This is a genomic window from Paludifilum halophilum, assembly GCF_002245355.1.
GTDB lineage: Bacteria > Bacillota > Bacilli > Thermoactinomycetales > DSM-45169 > Paludifilum > Paludifilum halophilum.
Window position 1 is genome coordinate 87,946 of record NZ_NOWF01000010.1, and the last position, 17,793, is coordinate 105,738.

13 protein-coding genes and 1 pseudogene are annotated in these 17,793 nt (G+C 52.5%); 13 read left to right on the forward strand and 1 reads right to left on the reverse strand.

Annotation, left to right across the window (positions count from 1 at the left end; genetic code table 11):
• Window positions 1–575: 575 nt before the first annotated feature.
• Window positions 576–2,885: a nitric-oxide reductase large subunit gene (locus CHM34_RS15350; RefSeq protein ID WP_094265487.1), complete on the forward strand. Its 2,310-nt coding sequence runs from the start codon at window positions 576–578 to the stop codon at window positions 2,883–2,885.
• Between the two features lie 146 nt (window positions 2,886–3,031).
• On the opposite strand, the gene CHM34_RS15355 is transcribed toward CHM34_RS15350, so the two are convergent.
• The gene (locus CHM34_RS15355; RefSeq protein ID WP_094265488.1) at window positions 3,032–3,295 is read right to left on the reverse strand and encodes a metal-sulfur cluster assembly factor; all 264 of its coding nucleotides are present in this window, start codon (window positions 3,293–3,295) and stop codon (window positions 3,032–3,034) included.
• Window positions 3,296–4,458: 1,163 nt separating this feature from the next.
• Between CHM34_RS15355 and CHM34_RS19885 the strand changes: the two genes are divergently transcribed.
• The 12 genes and pseudogenes from CHM34_RS19885 to CHM34_RS15425 all read left to right on the forward strand — a co-directional run bounded on the left by CHM34_RS19885 (window position 4,459) and on the right by CHM34_RS15425 (window position 17,264).
• Window positions 4,459–4,776 carry a DUF2249 domain-containing protein gene (locus CHM34_RS19885; RefSeq protein ID WP_240512050.1) on the forward strand — a complete coding sequence of 106 codons (318 nt, stop codon included), beginning with the start codon at window positions 4,459–4,461 and terminating at the stop codon, window positions 4,774–4,776.
• A gap of 6 nt (window positions 4,777–4,782) precedes the next feature.
• Window positions 4,783–4,861, forward strand: a pseudogene (locus tag CHM34_RS19890) (4Fe-4S ferredoxin); the annotation flags it as partial.
• 236 nt (window positions 4,862–5,097) lie between these two features.
• The gene (locus CHM34_RS15375) at window positions 5,098–5,787 is read left to right on the forward strand and encodes a Crp/Fnr family transcriptional regulator (protein WP_094265491.1); all 690 of its coding nucleotides are present in this window, start codon (window positions 5,098–5,100) and stop codon (window positions 5,785–5,787) included.
• 426 nt (window positions 5,788–6,213) lie between these two features.
• The gene (locus CHM34_RS15380; RefSeq protein ID WP_094265505.1) at window positions 6,214–7,431 is read left to right on the forward strand and encodes an ROK family transcriptional regulator; all 1,218 of its coding nucleotides are present in this window, start codon (window positions 6,214–6,216) and stop codon (window positions 7,429–7,431) included.
• A 59-nt stretch (window positions 7,432–7,490) separates the two neighbouring features.
• Entirely contained in the window at window positions 7,491–8,768 is a 1,278-nt protein-coding gene (locus tag CHM34_RS15385) for an ABC transporter substrate-binding protein (RefSeq protein ID WP_094265492.1), read from the forward strand.
• Window positions 8,769–8,827: 59 nt separating this feature from the next.
• Window positions 8,828–9,793 carry a carbohydrate ABC transporter permease gene (locus CHM34_RS15390; RefSeq protein ID WP_094265506.1) on the forward strand — a complete coding sequence of 322 codons (966 nt, stop codon included), beginning with the start codon at window positions 8,828–8,830 and terminating at the stop codon, window positions 9,791–9,793.
• The gene (locus CHM34_RS15395; RefSeq protein WP_094265493.1) at window positions 9,790–10,608 is read left to right on the forward strand and encodes a carbohydrate ABC transporter permease; all 819 of its coding nucleotides are present in this window, start codon (window positions 9,790–9,792) and stop codon (window positions 10,606–10,608) included. The genes CHM34_RS15390 and CHM34_RS15395 overlap by 4 nt, the downstream gene beginning before the upstream one ends.
• Before the next feature lie 209 nt (window positions 10,609–10,817).
• Entirely contained in the window at window positions 10,818–11,663 is an 846-nt protein-coding gene (locus CHM34_RS15400; protein WP_094265507.1) for an MIP/aquaporin family protein, read from the forward strand.
• An 89-nt stretch (window positions 11,664–11,752) separates the two neighbouring features.
• Entirely contained in the window at window positions 11,753–13,243 is a 1,491-nt protein-coding gene (glpK, locus tag CHM34_RS15405) for a glycerol kinase GlpK (RefSeq protein ID WP_094265508.1), read from the forward strand.
• Between the two features lie 163 nt (window positions 13,244–13,406).
• Window positions 13,407–13,982, forward strand: a complete 576-nt coding sequence (locus CHM34_RS15410; protein WP_094265494.1) for a glycerol-3-phosphate responsive antiterminator — start codon at window positions 13,407–13,409, stop codon at window positions 13,980–13,982.
• A 17-nt stretch (window positions 13,983–13,999) separates the two neighbouring features.
• Complete coding sequence (locus tag CHM34_RS15415) at window positions 14,000–15,640, forward strand: glycerol-3-phosphate dehydrogenase/oxidase (protein ID WP_094265495.1); 1,641 nt, start codon at window positions 14,000–14,002, stop codon at window positions 15,638–15,640.
• A gap of 466 nt (window positions 15,641–16,106) precedes the next feature.
• Entirely contained in the window at window positions 16,107–17,264 is a 1,158-nt protein-coding gene (locus CHM34_RS15425; RefSeq protein WP_094265497.1) for a threonine synthase, read from the forward strand.
• The last annotated feature ends 529 nt before the right edge of the window (window positions 17,265–17,793 follow it).

Genomic DNA, 17,793 nt, shown 5'->3' on the forward strand with positions numbered 1-17,793 from the left:
TCTGGTAGATCGCCAAAGGTAGCGGGCCGCCGATTTCCAGCGTAGCGACATTTGCACTCAGGGGAGCAAAAGTCTCGCCTTGGGTCGCTTTGCTTCCCGTTCGCGCTATGTACCCAAAGGGCACAAGTCTCCCTTCGTTCTTCGCTTTCGGGTTTCGCTATGCCACGACAAACCTAGCGGAGTTTTCCGAGGACCGAACCGTTTAGCGGTCACGATGCTTTTCCTCATGAATGCTGGTTCGGTCCGTAGAAAAGGTCGCGGACCGTTTACCATCTGCGGGAGGGCACCCGGCGCGGAGTCGGAAATCGACTTCCGCACCCAGTATCGTTCATGATCAGACACGCCCTAGAAGGCTTTTGTGCGATTCCAACTGGTGAGAAAGTGAACATTCGAACGTCATCCGTATAATCAGTGAGCAGAAATCCTGAAGAGCCGCTTCAAGATTTTTTATGGTTTGATTTGTTGCAAAACGTTGACGTTTTTCCTGATTTGTGTAGGTGATCACAAACTGATCGACTGGACCCTTCCATACTAAAGGTGTAGGAACGACTTTACCGTTAGGGGAGGGGTACAGCGTGAAACCGGAAGTAAAGCCCCGGCCGCAAAGAGTTCGAAGGTCGCTCTTGAAGCAATTGCTGATCTTAACCACCATCTTGGGGTTTACGGTGTTATTGGTCGGCGGGTATTGGGTATACCAGTCCATGGCTCCCCGTCCGGAAAAAGTAGTGGATCCGTCGGGGAAAGTGGTGACAACAGCGGAACAAATTCAAGGGGGGCAAGCGGTTTACCAGAAGTACGGGTTGATGGATTACGGCTCGGTTTTGGGGCACGGTTCCTATCTGGGGCCGGACTTCACTGCGGAAGCCCTGCATCTTCAAGTAAAAGCGATGCAATCTTATTACGCCCAACAGGATTACGGCGAGACATGGAAGGATCTAAGCTCCGAACAACAGGTCGTGATCAAAGACAAGGTCAAAGAGGAATTGAAGCAAAACCGCTATGATTCGGAAACAGATATACTCACATTGAGTAAAGCTGAAGTTTACGCCTTAAAAGCGGTGCGGGATCACTATGCGGAGATCTTCACCGAAGGGGATGGACACGGGATCAAACCGGGTCTGATTCAGGAGGAGCATATTCCGGGGCAGGATCGGGCCTGGGTGGGGAAAGGAGATCAACTGACGCAGATCGGTGACTTCTTCTTCTGGACAAGCTGGCTTTCCAGCACGGATCGTCCGGGAGAAAGTCATACCTACACCAATAACTGGCCTTACGATCCGGAAACTGGAAACGAAATGTCTTATGCATCCATCTGGTGGAGTGCCGCCAGTGTTGCTCTGCTCATCGGGTTCATCGGGTTGATCCTGTACTTGTATTGGCGGTACAAGTTGGATATGGAGGAAGCGTACACAGCGAAGTCGTTTCCCCGGTTTGATCTGAAAAACCTTCAAGTGACGCCCAGTCAATTGAAATCGGGTAAATACTTCGTGATCGTCGCGCTCCTGTTTTTGATTCAAGCGACGCTCGGTGGTCTGCTCGCCCACTATTATTTGGAACCGAACAGCTTTTACGGGCTGGATTTTATCGTTGACATGCTGCCATTCAATATCGCTAAAGGGTATCACCTTCAGTTGGCCATCTTCTGGATCGCCACCGCCTGGCTGGGCATGGGGATTTATATCGCCCCGCTGGTCGGTGGACGGGAACCGAAAGGACAAGGAAAATGGGTCGACTTCCTCTTCTGGGCGCTGGTGATCTTAGTGTTCGGCAGCTTAGCCGGCCAGTGGTTGGGTGTCAGCGGGTACCTGGGGAACGCCTGGTTCCTGTTTGGGCACCAAGGTTGGGAATACCTCGAATTGGGTCGGTTCTGGCAGGTGATCCTCACCATCGGCATGTTCATCTGGCTATTGATCGTCTGGCGCGGCTTGCGCGGGGCACTCCGAACCGAGGGGGACAAGGGAGGCCTCACCCACCTGCTCTTCTATGCGGCCATTGCTGTCCCGGTATTCTATATCTTCGCCTTTTTCTTCAACCCATCCAGTAACATCACCTATGCGGACTACTGGCGGTGGTGGATTATCCACCTGTGGGTAGAGGGCATTTTCGAGGTCTTTGCCGTGGTGGTGATCGGGTTTCTGATGGTCCATATGGGCCTGGTAACCAAAAAATCCACCGTGCGCGCGCTGTACTTCCAGCTGATCTTGCTGTTGGGCTCTGGTGTGATCGGTACCGGTCACCACTATTACTGGATCGGTGCTCCCGAGGCTTGGATCGGACTGGGGGCGGTATTTTCCGCCCTGGAAGTGGTTCCGCTCACCCTGTTGATCCTGGAAGCTTACGGGCAGTATCGGGTGCTTAAACACGGGGGTATTGACTTTCCCTATCGGGCTTCCTTCTGGTTCCTAATCTCGACAGCGATTTGGAACTTGATTGGCGCCGGTGTACTCGGGTTCCTGATCAACCTCCCGGCAGTCTCTTATTTCCAACACGGCTCCTTCCTTACACCGGCCCACGGCCACGGAGCGCTGATGGGCGTGTACGGGATGTTCGCCATTGCGGTTCTCTTGTACACTATGCGGAACCTGGTGAAACCGGAAAAATGGAACGACCGCTTGCTAAAGATCTCGATGTGGGGTCTCAATATCGGTTTGGCCGGTATGATTGGGGTGGCATTGTTGCCTGTGGGCATAATCCAGTTGCAGGAGTCCTACACCCAAGGATTTTGGGTGGCCCGGGATCCCTCTTTCTACGAACAGCCGTTGGTGAACACGCTGCTATGGTGGAGAGCACTGCCCGACACCATCTTCCTCCTGGTCGGGGTGCTTCCCCTCGCATGGTTTGTGATCCGCTCGTTCTTCCATCTCCGCAAACCGGCAAAAGAATAAACCATATGTTCCCTCGTTATGGTTTATGAAAAGCCCTGGCGCTTCAGCCCAGGGCTTTTCGATGTCTTTATATCTCAGATGGACATGGATAACGAGTTTCGCCCATCATATATTCGTCACACGGAAAACGTCGGAATACCATTTGATTATCCAAAAAAGAGGAGTTGGAGTTTGGCTTTCTCGGACATTCTTTCCGGACTCCATGGGGGGTTCCAAACCAGATCCGCGTCGACGTCCTGGATGTCGGGATGTTGCCGGAGGACGTGGTGAACCCCGTCGACGATGGTGTCGTGGAGTGGACATCCCGGTGTGGTTAACGTCATGCAGACAAATACGTGATCGTTATTCACTCGCAGGTCGTAGATCAGCCCGAGATCGACGATATTGATTCCCAGTTCCGGGTCAATCACTTGTTTTAACTGTTAGGTAACGTCTTTTGTCGTAACGGCCATGGTACTTTTCACCTCCTTGTGAGGGCGTCTTATTCCTCTTCTGAGAAAGTGTTTTCTGATGAGGGAGAGGCCGGTTTTTCACAACGCTTCTAGTGCCCCAACTGGTAACCAAGTTGGAAGGGTGGTAGGCCGGCGTAGATCCTTTGCACTCAGGGGAGCACAAGTCTCGCCAAGGTGGACAGCGTTCGAATCATGGGTTGGGGCGGTTCCAAGCCGCGGTTATCCAGCTCCCATAAATGGTTTTTTCCTTTGAGTGAGAGGGGAGGTACCGGTTTGTTCGGTGGGATTGGATGTCTTTTTTTTATGGACAACAGTGACCACCCAGTGATCCGGCCTCAACCGCAGATCTTCCCGAACATCCCGTTCTACCGTGTTTGGGTTTGTTCGTTTTCGGTTCAATGTCCTTCCCTTCTTTCTTCAAGGGATAACGAACCCTCTTTTGCTTTACTTCGATCATACACAGTTTCATAGAAACAGAGGGTGATTCTTATCACAAAACAGCCGTTGTTGTTGCAAAATGATGAACGGGAAAGGTTTTGTGAAGTTTGTCACACACCGAATAAAAACGTTGTGCCATCCTGGAGAGGAAAAGGATACCAGTGAGACGCAAGGGTGGACAAGGAACCGGGGTACTGGCCGCAATACATGTAATAACGAGGAGGGAGCTTGTTCATGGAACAGCCAATGGTGTTTCCGGGGGGTTTTTCTCTTCGTGACATGGTCGAGTTGTCAAATGTAATCGGTTCACTTGAAAAAGATATTTATTTTTGCAGACATTCTCTTGTATGTAATGGGAAAAGCATGTTGGGTCTTGTCACGTTCTTTTCTCATTTGAAAAAAGGGGATACCTTTATATTGAAAGTGGAGGGAGAAGATCTGCATCCATGCCTTCGGGTTGCCGAGGCATTGGATTCTATCAGGGAAGATGGTACGGTTAGGGCCACTAGAAGTCCGGTGAAAAAGTCCCCTGTTCGGGAGTGTGGACCCCCACCCCGACCCACCAAGGACGTGCTCAATCGCAAGGCTTCTAAAGGTGATGAAATGAATCAAGATCTGAGGATCAACCCCCCCGATCGCATCAGGAAGGAGATGAGATCGTGAGGAGGAGATTAATAATTGCGGTGGGTTTCCTGATAATCTTGGCGATTGTTTGGGTCACCTTTGATGGACTGATCGAGGAAACTGAATTCTCGAGGAAAGAAAAATCGGAGCCCAGCCGGGAAGAATCGATTCAGGAGAACTTAAAACCGGTACCTGCCGACGCAACTTTTGATCGTTTGCAGCCGGGCATGACCATGGAATTGGTGAACGACCATGATCCTAAACCCCTATATTATCAATTTCGAGCGGAGAGAACGGGATCCTTTGAATGGGAGTACCTCGATCAGGGCCCTGAGGTATGGCGTGTTGCCATTCGCAAAGTAGAAGATCGGGGGTAATAGTGGATGGCTTTTGTCATTACATCCCCATGCATCGGGGAAAAAGCGGCGGATTGCGTAGAAGTAATGTCCCGTCGATGCCATTCTATACAAAGGAACGCTGTTTTTTTCAAAGGATAATCATAATCGGACCATTGATGGGTTTTTCAAGGCTGCTGACTCCGTGAACGGGGTCAGCAGTTTAGATTTTTGATCCTTCATAGATGGAGAGTGTTACGAAACGCTCAAAGAAGGACCGGCAGATTGTCATAAGTTTCGACTCCAAAGAAGCGTCATTTTGGTAATATAAGGGGTAACCACCGATAAAAACGAGGTGCTCTCATGAACCAAGTGGAAAAAGCACTCCAACGGGTACCCCTGTTTTCAGAGTTGACCGAGCAAGAGATCGCTCATTTGTCTTCGATCACGATTCAACGCCGGTTTCGTAAGCACTCTTTTGTTTTTCTAGAAGGGCAAGAGCGTAAAGCGGTTTACTTTATTCAATCAGGGGTGATCAAGGTCTTTAAAGTGGACGAAGAAGGACATGCCCAGGTGATTTCCTTCCTTCACAAAGGGGATATGTTCCCGCATGTGGGCTTTTTCGATCAGGCTCCCTATCCGGGAACAGCGGAAGTGATCAAGAATACCGAGTTGTTGGCGATCCAAATTGAAGACTTTGATCGTTTGTTGGAGGACCATCCGAAAATCGCGAAAAAAGTGATGAAAATCATGGGACGTCAATTGGTTCGGCTCCAAAAACGCCTCCAGGAAATCATCTCTGGCAATGTTCAACAGCGGGTTGTCTATTCGTTACTCCGATTGTCCGAGGAATTTGGAGTGGAAAAGAAAAGCGGGACGTCGATCTCCCTGCCGATGACAAATGCGGAGTTCGGCAGCATGATTGGAGCCTCCCGCGAATCGATCAACCGGACCCTAAACCAGCTCCGGAAAGCGAACTTACTAGAATTTAACCGGGACGAAGTACTCGTTTATGATATGAAAGCCCTGCAGACTTTCATCCGATCCATGTGAATTTTTTATCAAATGACGGAAAGAATCGATCGGCAGCCATTCCCGTAAGGACAGACACTTTGCTGCCGGTTTTTTCGTTTCGGGAGGAGCGTTATTATTCCGTCTATTCCTCTTTGAAAAAATATTTGTAATAATATATGATTGATCAGAGAGGTAAATTAAACAATTTAATTTTCGGAAAGGTAGTCGGCTGTGAGGGATGTTTATTGGCCGCAGAAAAAAGGGAGACGGGGCGATGATCCACGTTTGCTGACAAAGGGAGAGGGGTGCGGTGGGGGGGAGCCGCTCGCAAAAATGCGGAGAGAAAACCGAACTCCATCTCACACCGGTAACATGGGTAACCGTATGTGCTCCATTTTCCTTTCTTTTCAGGTCGGGTTCCGAATCTCAGGCTTCGGTTCCGAAAAAGAACAGGGTGATGACACAATGAAAAGTTCCATGCTGACCGGAAATATTCGGTGGATGAAATCGATGAATAAATCGTTGATATTGAATGCGATCCGTCTTCACGGTCCCATTTCCCGGGCGGAAATATCCAAAATCACTCATCTGACTCCGCCGACGGTGACCAACATCGTGGCGGAATTACTGGAAACGGAAATAGTCGTGGAAAGCGATCTGGGGGAGTCAACGGGAGGGAGAAAGCCGATCCTGCTGGAGATCAATGTTTCCGTTTTCGGGATGGTCGGAGTGAGTGCTGGGGTCAAACGGATCAAAGCGGTTTCGGCCAACCTGGACGGAAAAGTGAGAGAGACCGTACAGTTGAGCGTTCCACCGAATGCTTCGGCGGATCAATATCTCTCTATATTGAAAAAAGCTGTTCGACAGGTAGTTGACTTGATACAGGAAGCCGGAGTTCCCCTGCTGGGGATCGGAGTAGGGATGCACGGCCTGGTGAACCCGGATCGGGGCCATTTCCTTTTTGCTCCTAATCTGAGACTGAAGAATCTTCCGATTCGGACGGCATTGGAGGAAGATTTTGAAGTTCCTGTGGAAGTGGAAAACGAAGTGCGTGCTCTGGCCATGGGAGAACGATGGTTTGGCAAAGGTTGCAGGGTAAAGGATTTTATCTGTGTTCATGTAGGGACCAGGGTGGGGGCGGCGGTCGTTTTAGATGGACAGCTCGTTCACGGACCCTCCTTCGCCGCAGGGGAAATCGGCCACACAACGGTCGATATCGGAGGCCCCCTTTGTAGTTGCGGCAATTTCGGCTGTTTGGAGACCTTCACTTCAGTTCCGTCCATGGTGAGAAGAATCCAGGAAAAGCTGGAAGAAGGGACAAAATCGGTATTACAGGGTCGGTTATCAGGGAAAGGGGAACCCTCGGCCGGGGCGAAGATCGTAGAGGCGGCTGAGGAGGGGGATACCCTCGCCAAAGACATTTTGGCGGAGACGGGACGATATCTGGGAATCAGTTTGGCTAACCTGGTCAATCTGCTTAACCCTTCCACCATTATTATCAGCGGGGAGGTGATTCGGGCGAGAGGATGGATGTTGGACCCGTTGCGAAGAGAGGTGAAGCGGAGAGCGCTTTCCACCCCATCCGGGGATGTCACCATCGTCCCCTCCGAACTGGGAGAGCATGCCGAGGAGATCGGAGCTCTCACTCTGGTATTGAAGCGGTTATTTGAGCCCCGGGCATGAAGTCGATTTGTTTATCTGAATGATTTGACATCTAAACCGGATAGCCGGGAGGGTTTCGAATGAACGGAAAAACGAGCCTGGTAAGTACGCTTCTTTCCTTGTTTCTGATCGGAAACCTGGCGGCGTGCGGAACGACCCAACCGCAGGGAGAGAGCGGAGACAACCAACAAGTGGAGATTTTCAGTTGGTGGACGGGGGCCGGTGAAGAGGCCGGTTTAAATGCGTTAATCGAACAGTTTGAGAAAAAGAACCCCGGGATTGAAGTGAAAAATGCGGCGGTGGCCGGTGGAGCGGGTACCAATGCGAAGGCGACCCTGGCCACCCGGATGCAGGGAAACGATCCTCCGGACACCTTTCAGGTTCACGGCGGATCGGAGTTGAATGACAGCTGGGTTGCCGCGGGGAAAATGAAGCCCCTAAACGATCTGTATGAACAGGAGGGGTGGAAGGATACATTTCCCGAAGAACTGATTCAGATGGTCAGCCGGGACGGCAATATTTATTCCGTTCCGGTCAATATCCACCGAGGTAATGTTCTGTGGTACAACAAAAAGGTGCTGGATCAACACGGAATCGACCCGCCCAAAACGTTCGATGATTTCTTCGATGCGGCGGAAAAGCTGGACAAAGAAGGCATTACACCCCTCGCTCTAGGTGATAAGGAACCTTGGGCGTCGACTCATCTGTTGGAAACCGTTCTCCTCGGAAAGTTGGGTCCCGAAGGGTATTCCAATCTGTGGACCGGAGAGCTTTCCTTCGATGATCCCAAGGTGAAGGATGCGTTAAAGACGTTCAAAAAAATGCTGAAGTATACCAATCAGGATCACGCCGCCCGCAACTGGCAGGATGCTTCTCAGATGGTGGCTCGGGGGGACGCCGCCATGAATATCATGGGGGACTGGGTAAAGGGTTATTTGACTACGGATTTGAAATTGGAACCGGGTAAGGATTTCGGATGGACGCCTACACCGGAAACCGAGGGAAGTTTCATGGTGATTACGGATACCTTCGGTCTGCCCAAAGGGGCAAAGAATCCCGAAGCGACCAAGAAATTTTTAAAAATGCTCGGTTCCGTTGAAGGTCAGGATACCTTTAACCCTCTCAAAGGTTCCATCCCGGCACGGGTGGATGCCGATAAAAAAAAGTACGACGCATACGGCAAAGAGACGATGGAGGCATTTAAAGAGAGTAAACTGACTCCCAGTTTGGCCCATGGCTCTGCGGCTCCGGAAGGATTTGTAACCGAAGCCAATCAAGCAGTGAACACATTTGTCACCCAAGGCCATGTGGATTCGATCGCCAATCGATTGAAACAGCAGTTTGAATCATACAAATGATCCCGATTGAACCAATCAGGTTGCAGGGGGCGATTCATTTGACGTCGCACCGGATGGAGATGCATCAGAGGGTGGACATCAGCAGGAAGCCCGCTCCCAAACCCGGCTGGAAACGAGGGGAGAAGTGGGCGGGCTTGTTGCTCCTCTGTCCATCCATTCTTGCGATCGCTGTATTTGTTTACGGGTTTATCGGTTGGACGGGAGTGGTATCCCTGACTCGGTGGAATACCCTTGTTCCGGATTTTACTTTTGTCGGTCTGCAAAATTTTGTCGCGTTGTTTCAGGATTTCCGGTTTCAGTCCGACCTCAGAAACACGCTCGTATTCACTGTTTTTTTCATTTTGGCCTGCCTGGTGATCGGTCTGCTTTTGGCAACGCTTCTGGATACCCGGATCCGCGGAGAAAATCTATTTCGCAATCTGTTTATCTTTCCGATGGCGCTCTCATTGATCGTAACCGGTGTCGTATGGCAGTGGATTTTTAACCCTTCCACCGGGGTGAATCTGTTCCTGAAAAAAATCGGACTGGAGGAGCCGCCGGTCTGGTATGTGGATACCCGTATTCTTCCAGGCGTTGAATGGGGACGAATCGAGTGGGGTATTCCCGTCGCGCTGATTGCTGTTGTTGTAGCCGCTGTCTGGCAACTGTCCGGATTTACAATGGCGATGTACCTGGCGGGGTTGCGGGCGATTCCCGACGAGTTGAGAGAGGCGGCCCGAGTGGACGGAGCAGGGGAGTGGCAAATCTTCCGTCGAGTGATTTTCCCGCTTCTCCGGCCGATCACCCTGAGCGTCGTGATCATTCTGGGACATATCTCACTGAAAATTTTCGACCTGATTGTAGCCATGACCGGCCCGGGGGCCAATTATGTCACGGATGTACCCGGTGTCTATATGTTTGAGACCACCTTTCGCGGCAACCATTACGCTCAAGGGGCCGCTATCGCTGTGATCATGCTTTTCATGATCTCTCTGTTGATCGTTCCCTATCTCCTGTCCGGCATGCGGAAGGAGGCGGACCGATGACCCTGCGACCTCGGCGGATCGTTATTTATATGTTTCTGCTCTTGGCGGCTTTCGTTTTTCTGATTCCCGTCTATGTCATGGTGGCAACCAGCTTGAAAGGTATGGAAGAGGCCGCGTTGGACCGGATGTGGGAACTTCCCTCCTCCATTCAGTGGCAAAGTTATGTCATCGCCTGGGAGAAGCTGGCCCCTCATCTGCTGAACAGCCTGTATCTGGCGGTTCCGGCCACGATTCTGTCTGCTCTGCTGGGTTCTTTGAACGGATATGTTCTGTCCAAATGGCGATTTCCGGGTGCCGACGGGCTGTTCACACTGATTTTGTTCGGCATGTTTATTCCGTACCAAAGTGTGTTGATTCCGTTGATCCAGTTTTTGCAGCAGATTCACCTTTATAACACCATACCCGGTCTCGTCTTTGTCCATGTCGTTTATGGCATTCCGATCACCACGCTCATTTTTCGCAATTTTTACGCCGGCATTCCTGATGGGATTCTGGAGGCGGCCAAAATGGACGGAAGCGGAATGATCGGAATCTACTGGAGGATCGTTTTGCCCTTATCGGTCCCAGGGTTTGTCGTGGTCGGGATCTGGCAGTTCACGCAGGTATGGAACGAATTTCTTTTTGCCGTGACACTGACATCGACTTCTCAGCAACCGGTGATGGTGGCTCTGCAAAATTTGTCCGGCAGCCAAATTGTACAGTGGAACGTTCAGATGGCCGGAGCGTTATTAGCCGCTCTGCCGACAATCCTTGTCTATATTTTTCTGGGGAGGTACTTTATCCGCGGATTGCTGGCAGGCTCTCTGAAAGGTTAGATTTTGGCATTGTGTCCATTTCGGATTTTGTATATAATTAGGGAAACCAAATGGACTGTCTAATGGCCGGAGAAATGGGAGAGGCCGTACTGCATCCGAAGTTATCCGCATCCCGTCGGGATCCGTCGGGGGTTTGGTGTAGTGCGGCCTTTTTGTGTCCTCAGGCGGTTCATTCCCAGGTTGGAAGGGAAGAAAGGAGTGTGGCCCGCTTGAAGAGGAAGCTGTGGGGTGAATGTTTGTCCGAATTTGTCGGTACCTTTATCCTTATTTTTGTCGGGTGCGGCGCTGTGGCGGGAATGGTTTTGAATGGAGCCGAGTACAGTCAATGGGATCTTTCCTTTGTATGGGGACTCGCCGTTGCCATGGCCATTTACGTGACCGGAGCCGTATCCGGAACGCACATTAATCCTGCCGTTACCGTAACCATGGCTGTTTTTCGGGGTTTTCCGTGGAAAAATGTAATCCCTTACATTACGGCGCAAGTAGCCGGTGCCTTTACCGGTGCAGGAGTGGTTTACGGACTGTACCAAGGGGCTTTTGCCCGGTTTGAACAGGCCGAGTCGGTCGTTCGGGGGACAGAGGAGAGTGTGACGACCGCTGGAATATTTTCTACTTATCCGGCATCTTTTTTAACAAATGTGAACGCTTTCTTTGTTGAGTTTGCGATTACAGCTCTCCTTTTAATAGTGATCCTGGCGGTGGTGGACGAGCGGAATCCGCCCCTGCCGGCCTTGAATCATCTCGGTCCTTTGGTGATCGGGCTGACGGTAGCCATGATCGGGGGTTCCTTCGGCACCTTGACCGGTTTTGCACTGAATCCGGCTCGGGATTTCGGTCCGAAACTGTTTGCCTGGCTGGCTGGTTGGGATGCGATGGCCCTGCCGGGACCGGGTGGTTACGCCTGGGTTCCGATTGTCGGGCCGATTTTGGGAGGACTATTTGGTGCTTTGGTCTACGATGGACTGATCCGCCGTTATCTGCAGAGTCCAAAGGAAGTTCCCGCCGGGAAAACCCAGGCCGGCAGCGACGACAGTTCCGTTGGTCCGTCTGTGTGAAGGACGGGTGAAGCAAGCGAAGCGGTTTCGTCATCAAACGAAACCCCAATCAGAAGGAGGAATCGGGTTTGAGTACGGAAAATCGGTACATGTTGGCCATCGACCAGGGAACAACCAGTACCCGGGCCATGTTGTTCGATCAGAGAGGTGAGGTCCGGGGATCGGTGCAGAGAGAATTTAACCAGATGTACCCGCAGCCGGGTTGGGTGGAGCACGACGCCGAGGAGATCTGGGAAAGTACGGTGAACGTCATCGATGAGCTATTCCGAAAATATAATCTGGAACCCGGACAGGTTGCCGGTATAGGGATTACCAACCAGCGGGAGACAACGGTGGTCTGGGATAAACAGACGGGGCAACCGATCTATCATGCGATTGTTTGGCAGAGTCGCCAAACCGCCGATATCTGCGACGATTTGAAACAGCAGGGATGGGAGTCGACTTTTCGCCAAAAGACCGGCCTGCTGATCGACGCTTATTTTTCGGGGACCAAGGTGAAATGGATTCTGGATCATGTGGAAGGGGCCCGGGACCGGGCGGAAAAAGGGGAATTGTTGTTCGGGACGATCGATACTTGGCTGATCTGGAAGTTGACTGGAGGCCGGGTTCATATCACCGATTACAGCAACGCATCCCGTACATTGCTCTACAATATTTACCGCCTGGACTGGGATGATGAACTGTTGGAGATCCTGGGAATCCCCCGGGCGATGCTGCCGGAGGTACAGCCATCCAGCAAGGTGTACGGTTATACCGAAGCGGATGTGTTTCGCGGTACCCGGATTCCGGTTGCCGGAGTTGCGGGGGATCAGCAGTCGGCATTGTTCGGCCAGGCTTGTTTTTCTCCGGGAATGGCCAAGAATACCTACGGTACCGGTTGTTTCATGCTGATGCACACTGGGGAACGGGCCGTCTCATCCGACCACGGTTTATTGACAACAATCGCTTGGGGAATCGACGGCAAGGTGGAATACGCTCTGGAAGGAAGTATCTTTGTCGCGGGGGCGGCGATTCAGTGGTTGCGCGACGGACTGGAAATCCTGGAGAACTCTTCGGATTCGGAATCCTGTGCTCGACGTCTGGACTCTAATGAAGGCGTTTACTTGGTTCCCGCCTTTGTCGGTTTGGGGGCTCCTTACTGGGATATGGAGGCCCGAGGGGCGATTTTCGGACTGACTCGGGGGACGACCCGGGATCACTTGGCACGGGCGGCATTGGAATCCCTGGCCTACCAGACCAAGGACGTATTAACGGCGATGGAACAGGACTCCGGGATTCATCTGCAACAGCTGAACGTGGATGGCGGTGCCGCTCTCAACGATTTTCTGATGCAGTTTCAGGCGGATATCCTAAAAGCGGAGGTCAAGCGTCCGGTGGTTAATGAGACGACAGCACTCGGTGCCGCTTACCTGGCGGGACTGGCTGTCGGATACTGGGGCGATAAGCGGACGATTGAGGCGAATTGGGTAGCGGATGCCGAATATACGCCCCGCATGGATGCCCGGGAGAGGGATGCTCTCTATCGGGGATGGAAGGATGCCGTACAGAGGACGATGTCCCGGTCGGAGGTAAAAATTTAGGGTTTTCTTCCGGCGTCTCAGGGTATAAAATAAATACGAATTCCATAACATTTACATCTGAGAGATTGGGACTGGAGACGAAAAGAGAGTCCCTCGTCCGGGTGCAGGTTTTTTGCGACGGCGGGGGGCTCTTTTTGCATTTTTTAGGGAAGGACGAAGGGATATGGAGTTTAAGCGAGGTATTGAGAGACATCCGGTGATCGCGGCACTGCGAAGTGAAGAGGATCTGGAAGTCCTGCGGGATTACAAGCCCGGCTTTTGCTTTCTGCTGTTCGGCGAGATTAATACATTGAGGCAGATGGTCAAGCGGGTAAAGGATATGGGGAAAAAGGCGTATCTGCATGTCGATCTCGCCCAGGGCTTCGGAAATGACCGGGCTACTCTGCAATATATTAAAAGAGAGATCCAACCGGACGGAGTGGTATCCACTCGAACCCACCTGATTCGCTTTGCCCGGGAGGAAGGGCTGTTTGCGATCCAGCGTTTATTTATCCCGGACAGCATGTCGGTAAAAACGGGTCAACATCTGATCAAGCAGTCCAGAGCCGATGCCGTGGAAGTGATGCCGGGGGTTGTTCCGGCATGGGTGTTTCAGACACTGCGGGAGAAATCGGATATTCCCATTGTCGCCGGCGGTCTGCTTCGGGGGGAGGACGATGTGAAAGCCGCTTTCCGGAACGGGGCCGATGCGGTTTCCGTGAGCAAAAGGGAGCTATGGAATATCGAAGAGAAGTATTGATAGGAGAGTGAAACACCATGCGGTTTTCTGCGAAGAATCGGTCGAAATGGCTCGAGGAGATGGCTGGGGAGAAACTGGATCTCCTGGTGATCGGAGGAGGAATCACTGGAGCGGGGATCGCCTGGGACGCCGCCACCAGAGGTCTTTCCGTCGGTCTGGTGGAAAAGCAGGACTACGCCGCCGGAACCAGCAGTCGATCCACCAAGCTGATCCACGGGGGACTGCGTTATTTGAAACAGTTGGAAATCGGTCTGGTGAAGGAAGTGGGCCGAGAGCGGGCTCTTCTCTATGAACGGGCTCCTCACCTGGTGACTCCCGCTCCGATGATGTTGCCCATCTATGCCGGAGGAACCTACGGAAAATCGGCTTCCTCGATCGGCCTCTGGTTGTACGACCGATTGGCCGGTGTGAAAAAAGAAGAAAGACGCCAAATGTTGTCTCGTGACCGAACATTGGAGAAGGAACCGCTGTTGACCTCAAGGGGGTTGAAGGGTTCCGGTCTGTATGTGGAATATCGAACCGATGATGCCCGTCTCACTCTGGAAGTGATGAAAACCGCCGTTTCAAACGGAGCCAAAGCGGTCAACTATGCGGAAGCCGAGTCCTTCCTCTATGAAGGGGAAAAAATCCGGGGAGCCCATATACGGGATCGGATCAGCGGACAAACCTATGCCGTCGAGGCCCGCCAAGTGGTCAACGCCACCGGTCCTTGGGTGGATCGATTGCGACAGACAGACGGTTCCCTGTCCGGAAAACGGCTCCACCTGACGAAAGGGGTTCACCTGGTGGTTCCTTATGAGCGGTTTCCTCTGGAACAGCCGATTTACTTCGATGTTCCCGACGGTCGCATGGTTTTTGCGATTCCGAGGGGACGCATCACCTATATCGGAACGACGGATACGGATTATGACGGTCCCATTGATTCTCCGGAGATGACGGCGGAGGATCGGGACTATCTGTTGGAAGGGGTGAACCATGTCTTTCCTGAGGTGAGGCTGACCCCGGATGACGTGGAGTCCGGCTGGGCCGGACTGCGCCCTCTGATCCACGAAGAAGGGAAAAGTCCGTCGGAATTGTCCCGGAAAGATGAGATATTCCAATCCCCCACCGGTTTGATCACGATTGCTGGAGGGAAACTGACCGGGTTTCGCAAGATGGCGGAACGGACGGTGGACTTGGTTTCCCGCCGGCTGTCGGAGGCGGGGGTACATTCCTTCACCCCTTGTCGTACCGATCAGACTTCCCTGATCGGAGGAGGCGATCTCGGCTCCGAGGGCTTCGCCCGCTACCGACGGGAGTGGACACAAAAATTGGAACAAGCCGGAGTGGAGAAGGATCGCGCCGAGGAATTGATTCATCTCTACGGCCTTCATATCGAAGAAGTGTGGCATCGTGCGGGAAAAGAGGTGCAATCTCTCCTCCGGGCCCAGGTGGAATTCGCCGTGGAAGAAGAAATGGCGGTGACGGCGGCGGATGTGCTCATTCGTCGGACCGGCGACCTCTACTTTCACCGGCGCCGTTGTGAAGAAGGTCTGGATTCGGTATTGGATTGGATGGCCCAGGAGCTGGAGTGGGATGCATCGGCCCGAGAACAACGCCGCCAGGAGATGGAGAGGGAGATGGAAAAAACGCATCCCCAAGCTTCGGCCGCTGTATAAAACGAAACATGATCCGCTGCGATCGGTTGTTCTTGACGCAGTCAAAAAGTCCATCTAAATTGATGGACTTTTTGATTTGAAGTGTGACAAAGGATGATATTTTTCGATTATAAACCGCTCCGGGATGAAGAGCAAAACCCGACGGCGAATCGAAACAAAATAAGCCTTGATACCGCAAGGGTTTTTGTGTGTATCAAGGCAATCGTCGATACGGTTCGTTTTTATTGGATGCTAGCTTCAGCCTCTTTCACCATCTTCGCAACCGAGTTGTTTCGGCGTTTTTTTAAAGTCCATATATCGGGATGTATCCACCCCTGGATAGACCGTCGGGGCGATCTGTTGAAACTCCTCGTAAAGGGCCGACTGGCTACTCAACAGAGATCTTATATGGACCGGAATTTTACCGGCACAAGTTTCGGTATGATACCATTTTAATGAAATCAAATGAAAGAAAAGAGGTGTTTATTTGAAAGATCTGAACTGTACGAGGTGCAAAGCGACTGATTCTCCCAATCGGATCACCAATGTGTGTAAGCGGTGTGCATCTCCCCTGCTGGTCCGTTACGGCCTGGACCGGTTGAAGCACTCTTGGGATCGGGAGTCTCTGCGGGAGCGCTCCTTCGACATGTGGCGGTATCGAGAGCTGCTCCCTGTGGATGATCCGGAGGAGATCGTTTCCTTAGGGGAAGGGGGGACCCCGGCCCTGCCTTTCACTCGGATCGGAGAGAACTGGGGGATTCCTCGTCTGATGATGAAGGATGAAGGTTTCAATCCCACCGGAACCTTTAAAGCTCGGGGAGCTGCCGCAGGGATCACCCGGGCCAAGGCCCTGGGCATCCAAAAAGTTGCTATGCCTACCGCCGGTAATGCCGGGGGGGCCTGGGCGGCATATGCCGCCGCCGCCGGAATGGAGCTAATGGTAGCGATGCCGGTGGATGCCCCCGAATCCAACCAGCGGGAGTGTCTGCTTTACGGCGCGGATTTGCAAATCGTCGACGGACTGATTTCCGACTGTGGCAAATGGGTGGAGAGAGCGGTGGAAGAAGAAGGATATTTTAATGCGGCGACGTTAAAGGAACCTTACCGGGTCGAAGGGAAAAAGACGCTGGGTTTGGAAATTGCCGAACAAAACGGCTGGGCCTGGCCGGACGTGATCGTCTATCCCACCGGCGGCGGAGTCGGCTTGATCGGAATATGGAAAGCAGTCGAGGAATTGGCTCGGATCGGATGGGTGACGGGGAAACCGCCGCGTATGGTAGCGGTACAGATGGAGGGGTGCGCTCCGATTGTGGAAGCCTTCCGGAATGGATGGAAGGAGTCCCGATTTTGGGAAGGAGCACGAACGGCGGCGAGCGGCCTCCGGGTACCCAAGGCTTTGGGTGACTTTCTCGCGTTGGATGCCCTGTACCGTTCAGATGGGACGGCTGTAGCGGTGAGCGATACGACAGCCAAAACCGCCCTGCGGACCCTGGCCCGGACGGAAGGATGCTGGATCTGTCCGGAGGGAGCCGCCGGACTGGCCGCCATCCGTAAGCTTCGCAGAGAAGGGTGGATCGATGGACGGGAATCCGTCTGGCTAATGAATACCGGGACGGGGATGAAAGATTCGGAATGGGCAGGCTGATGGGTGTAAGACCGTCCGAACGGAGGAAGGATAAGAACGAGTGGCCGAAAACGGTCGATCAGCCGACTCGCCCGGTAAGGGTTCAAAGTGAACCGATGAAGTGCCGGAAAGATTAATCGATCATTTCGAGCCAGAAGGAGAGGGTCGCTTGGTTGACCATACGGTCCTCTCTCGTTTTTGGATCGCATCCGGGATGAAGTCTCTGAAAGTTTGAATCGTTGGCGGCCACCCTTTTTTGTCATGAAACGGAATTCGCTCATTTGTGCGTTTCCATATACTGAGTTTTTCCACAATGGGCCATTTTATGTCGGCGTACAGGATCAGGGTATCCATAAGCGTTTATGCACCAATCGAGAAGGGAGCCGCGTATGACTCAGAACGGGAAGCGCTCGGTTCATTCAAAAGATGCGGTTGCAAACAATAAACCGTCGTTGAAGCGGAAGGAAGATCGGGATAAAAAAAATCCGCCGGTGCTGGGGCGGAAACGGTGGGCCCAAGGGGTTCTCGGGGGGCTGTTGGCGGCGGGAGT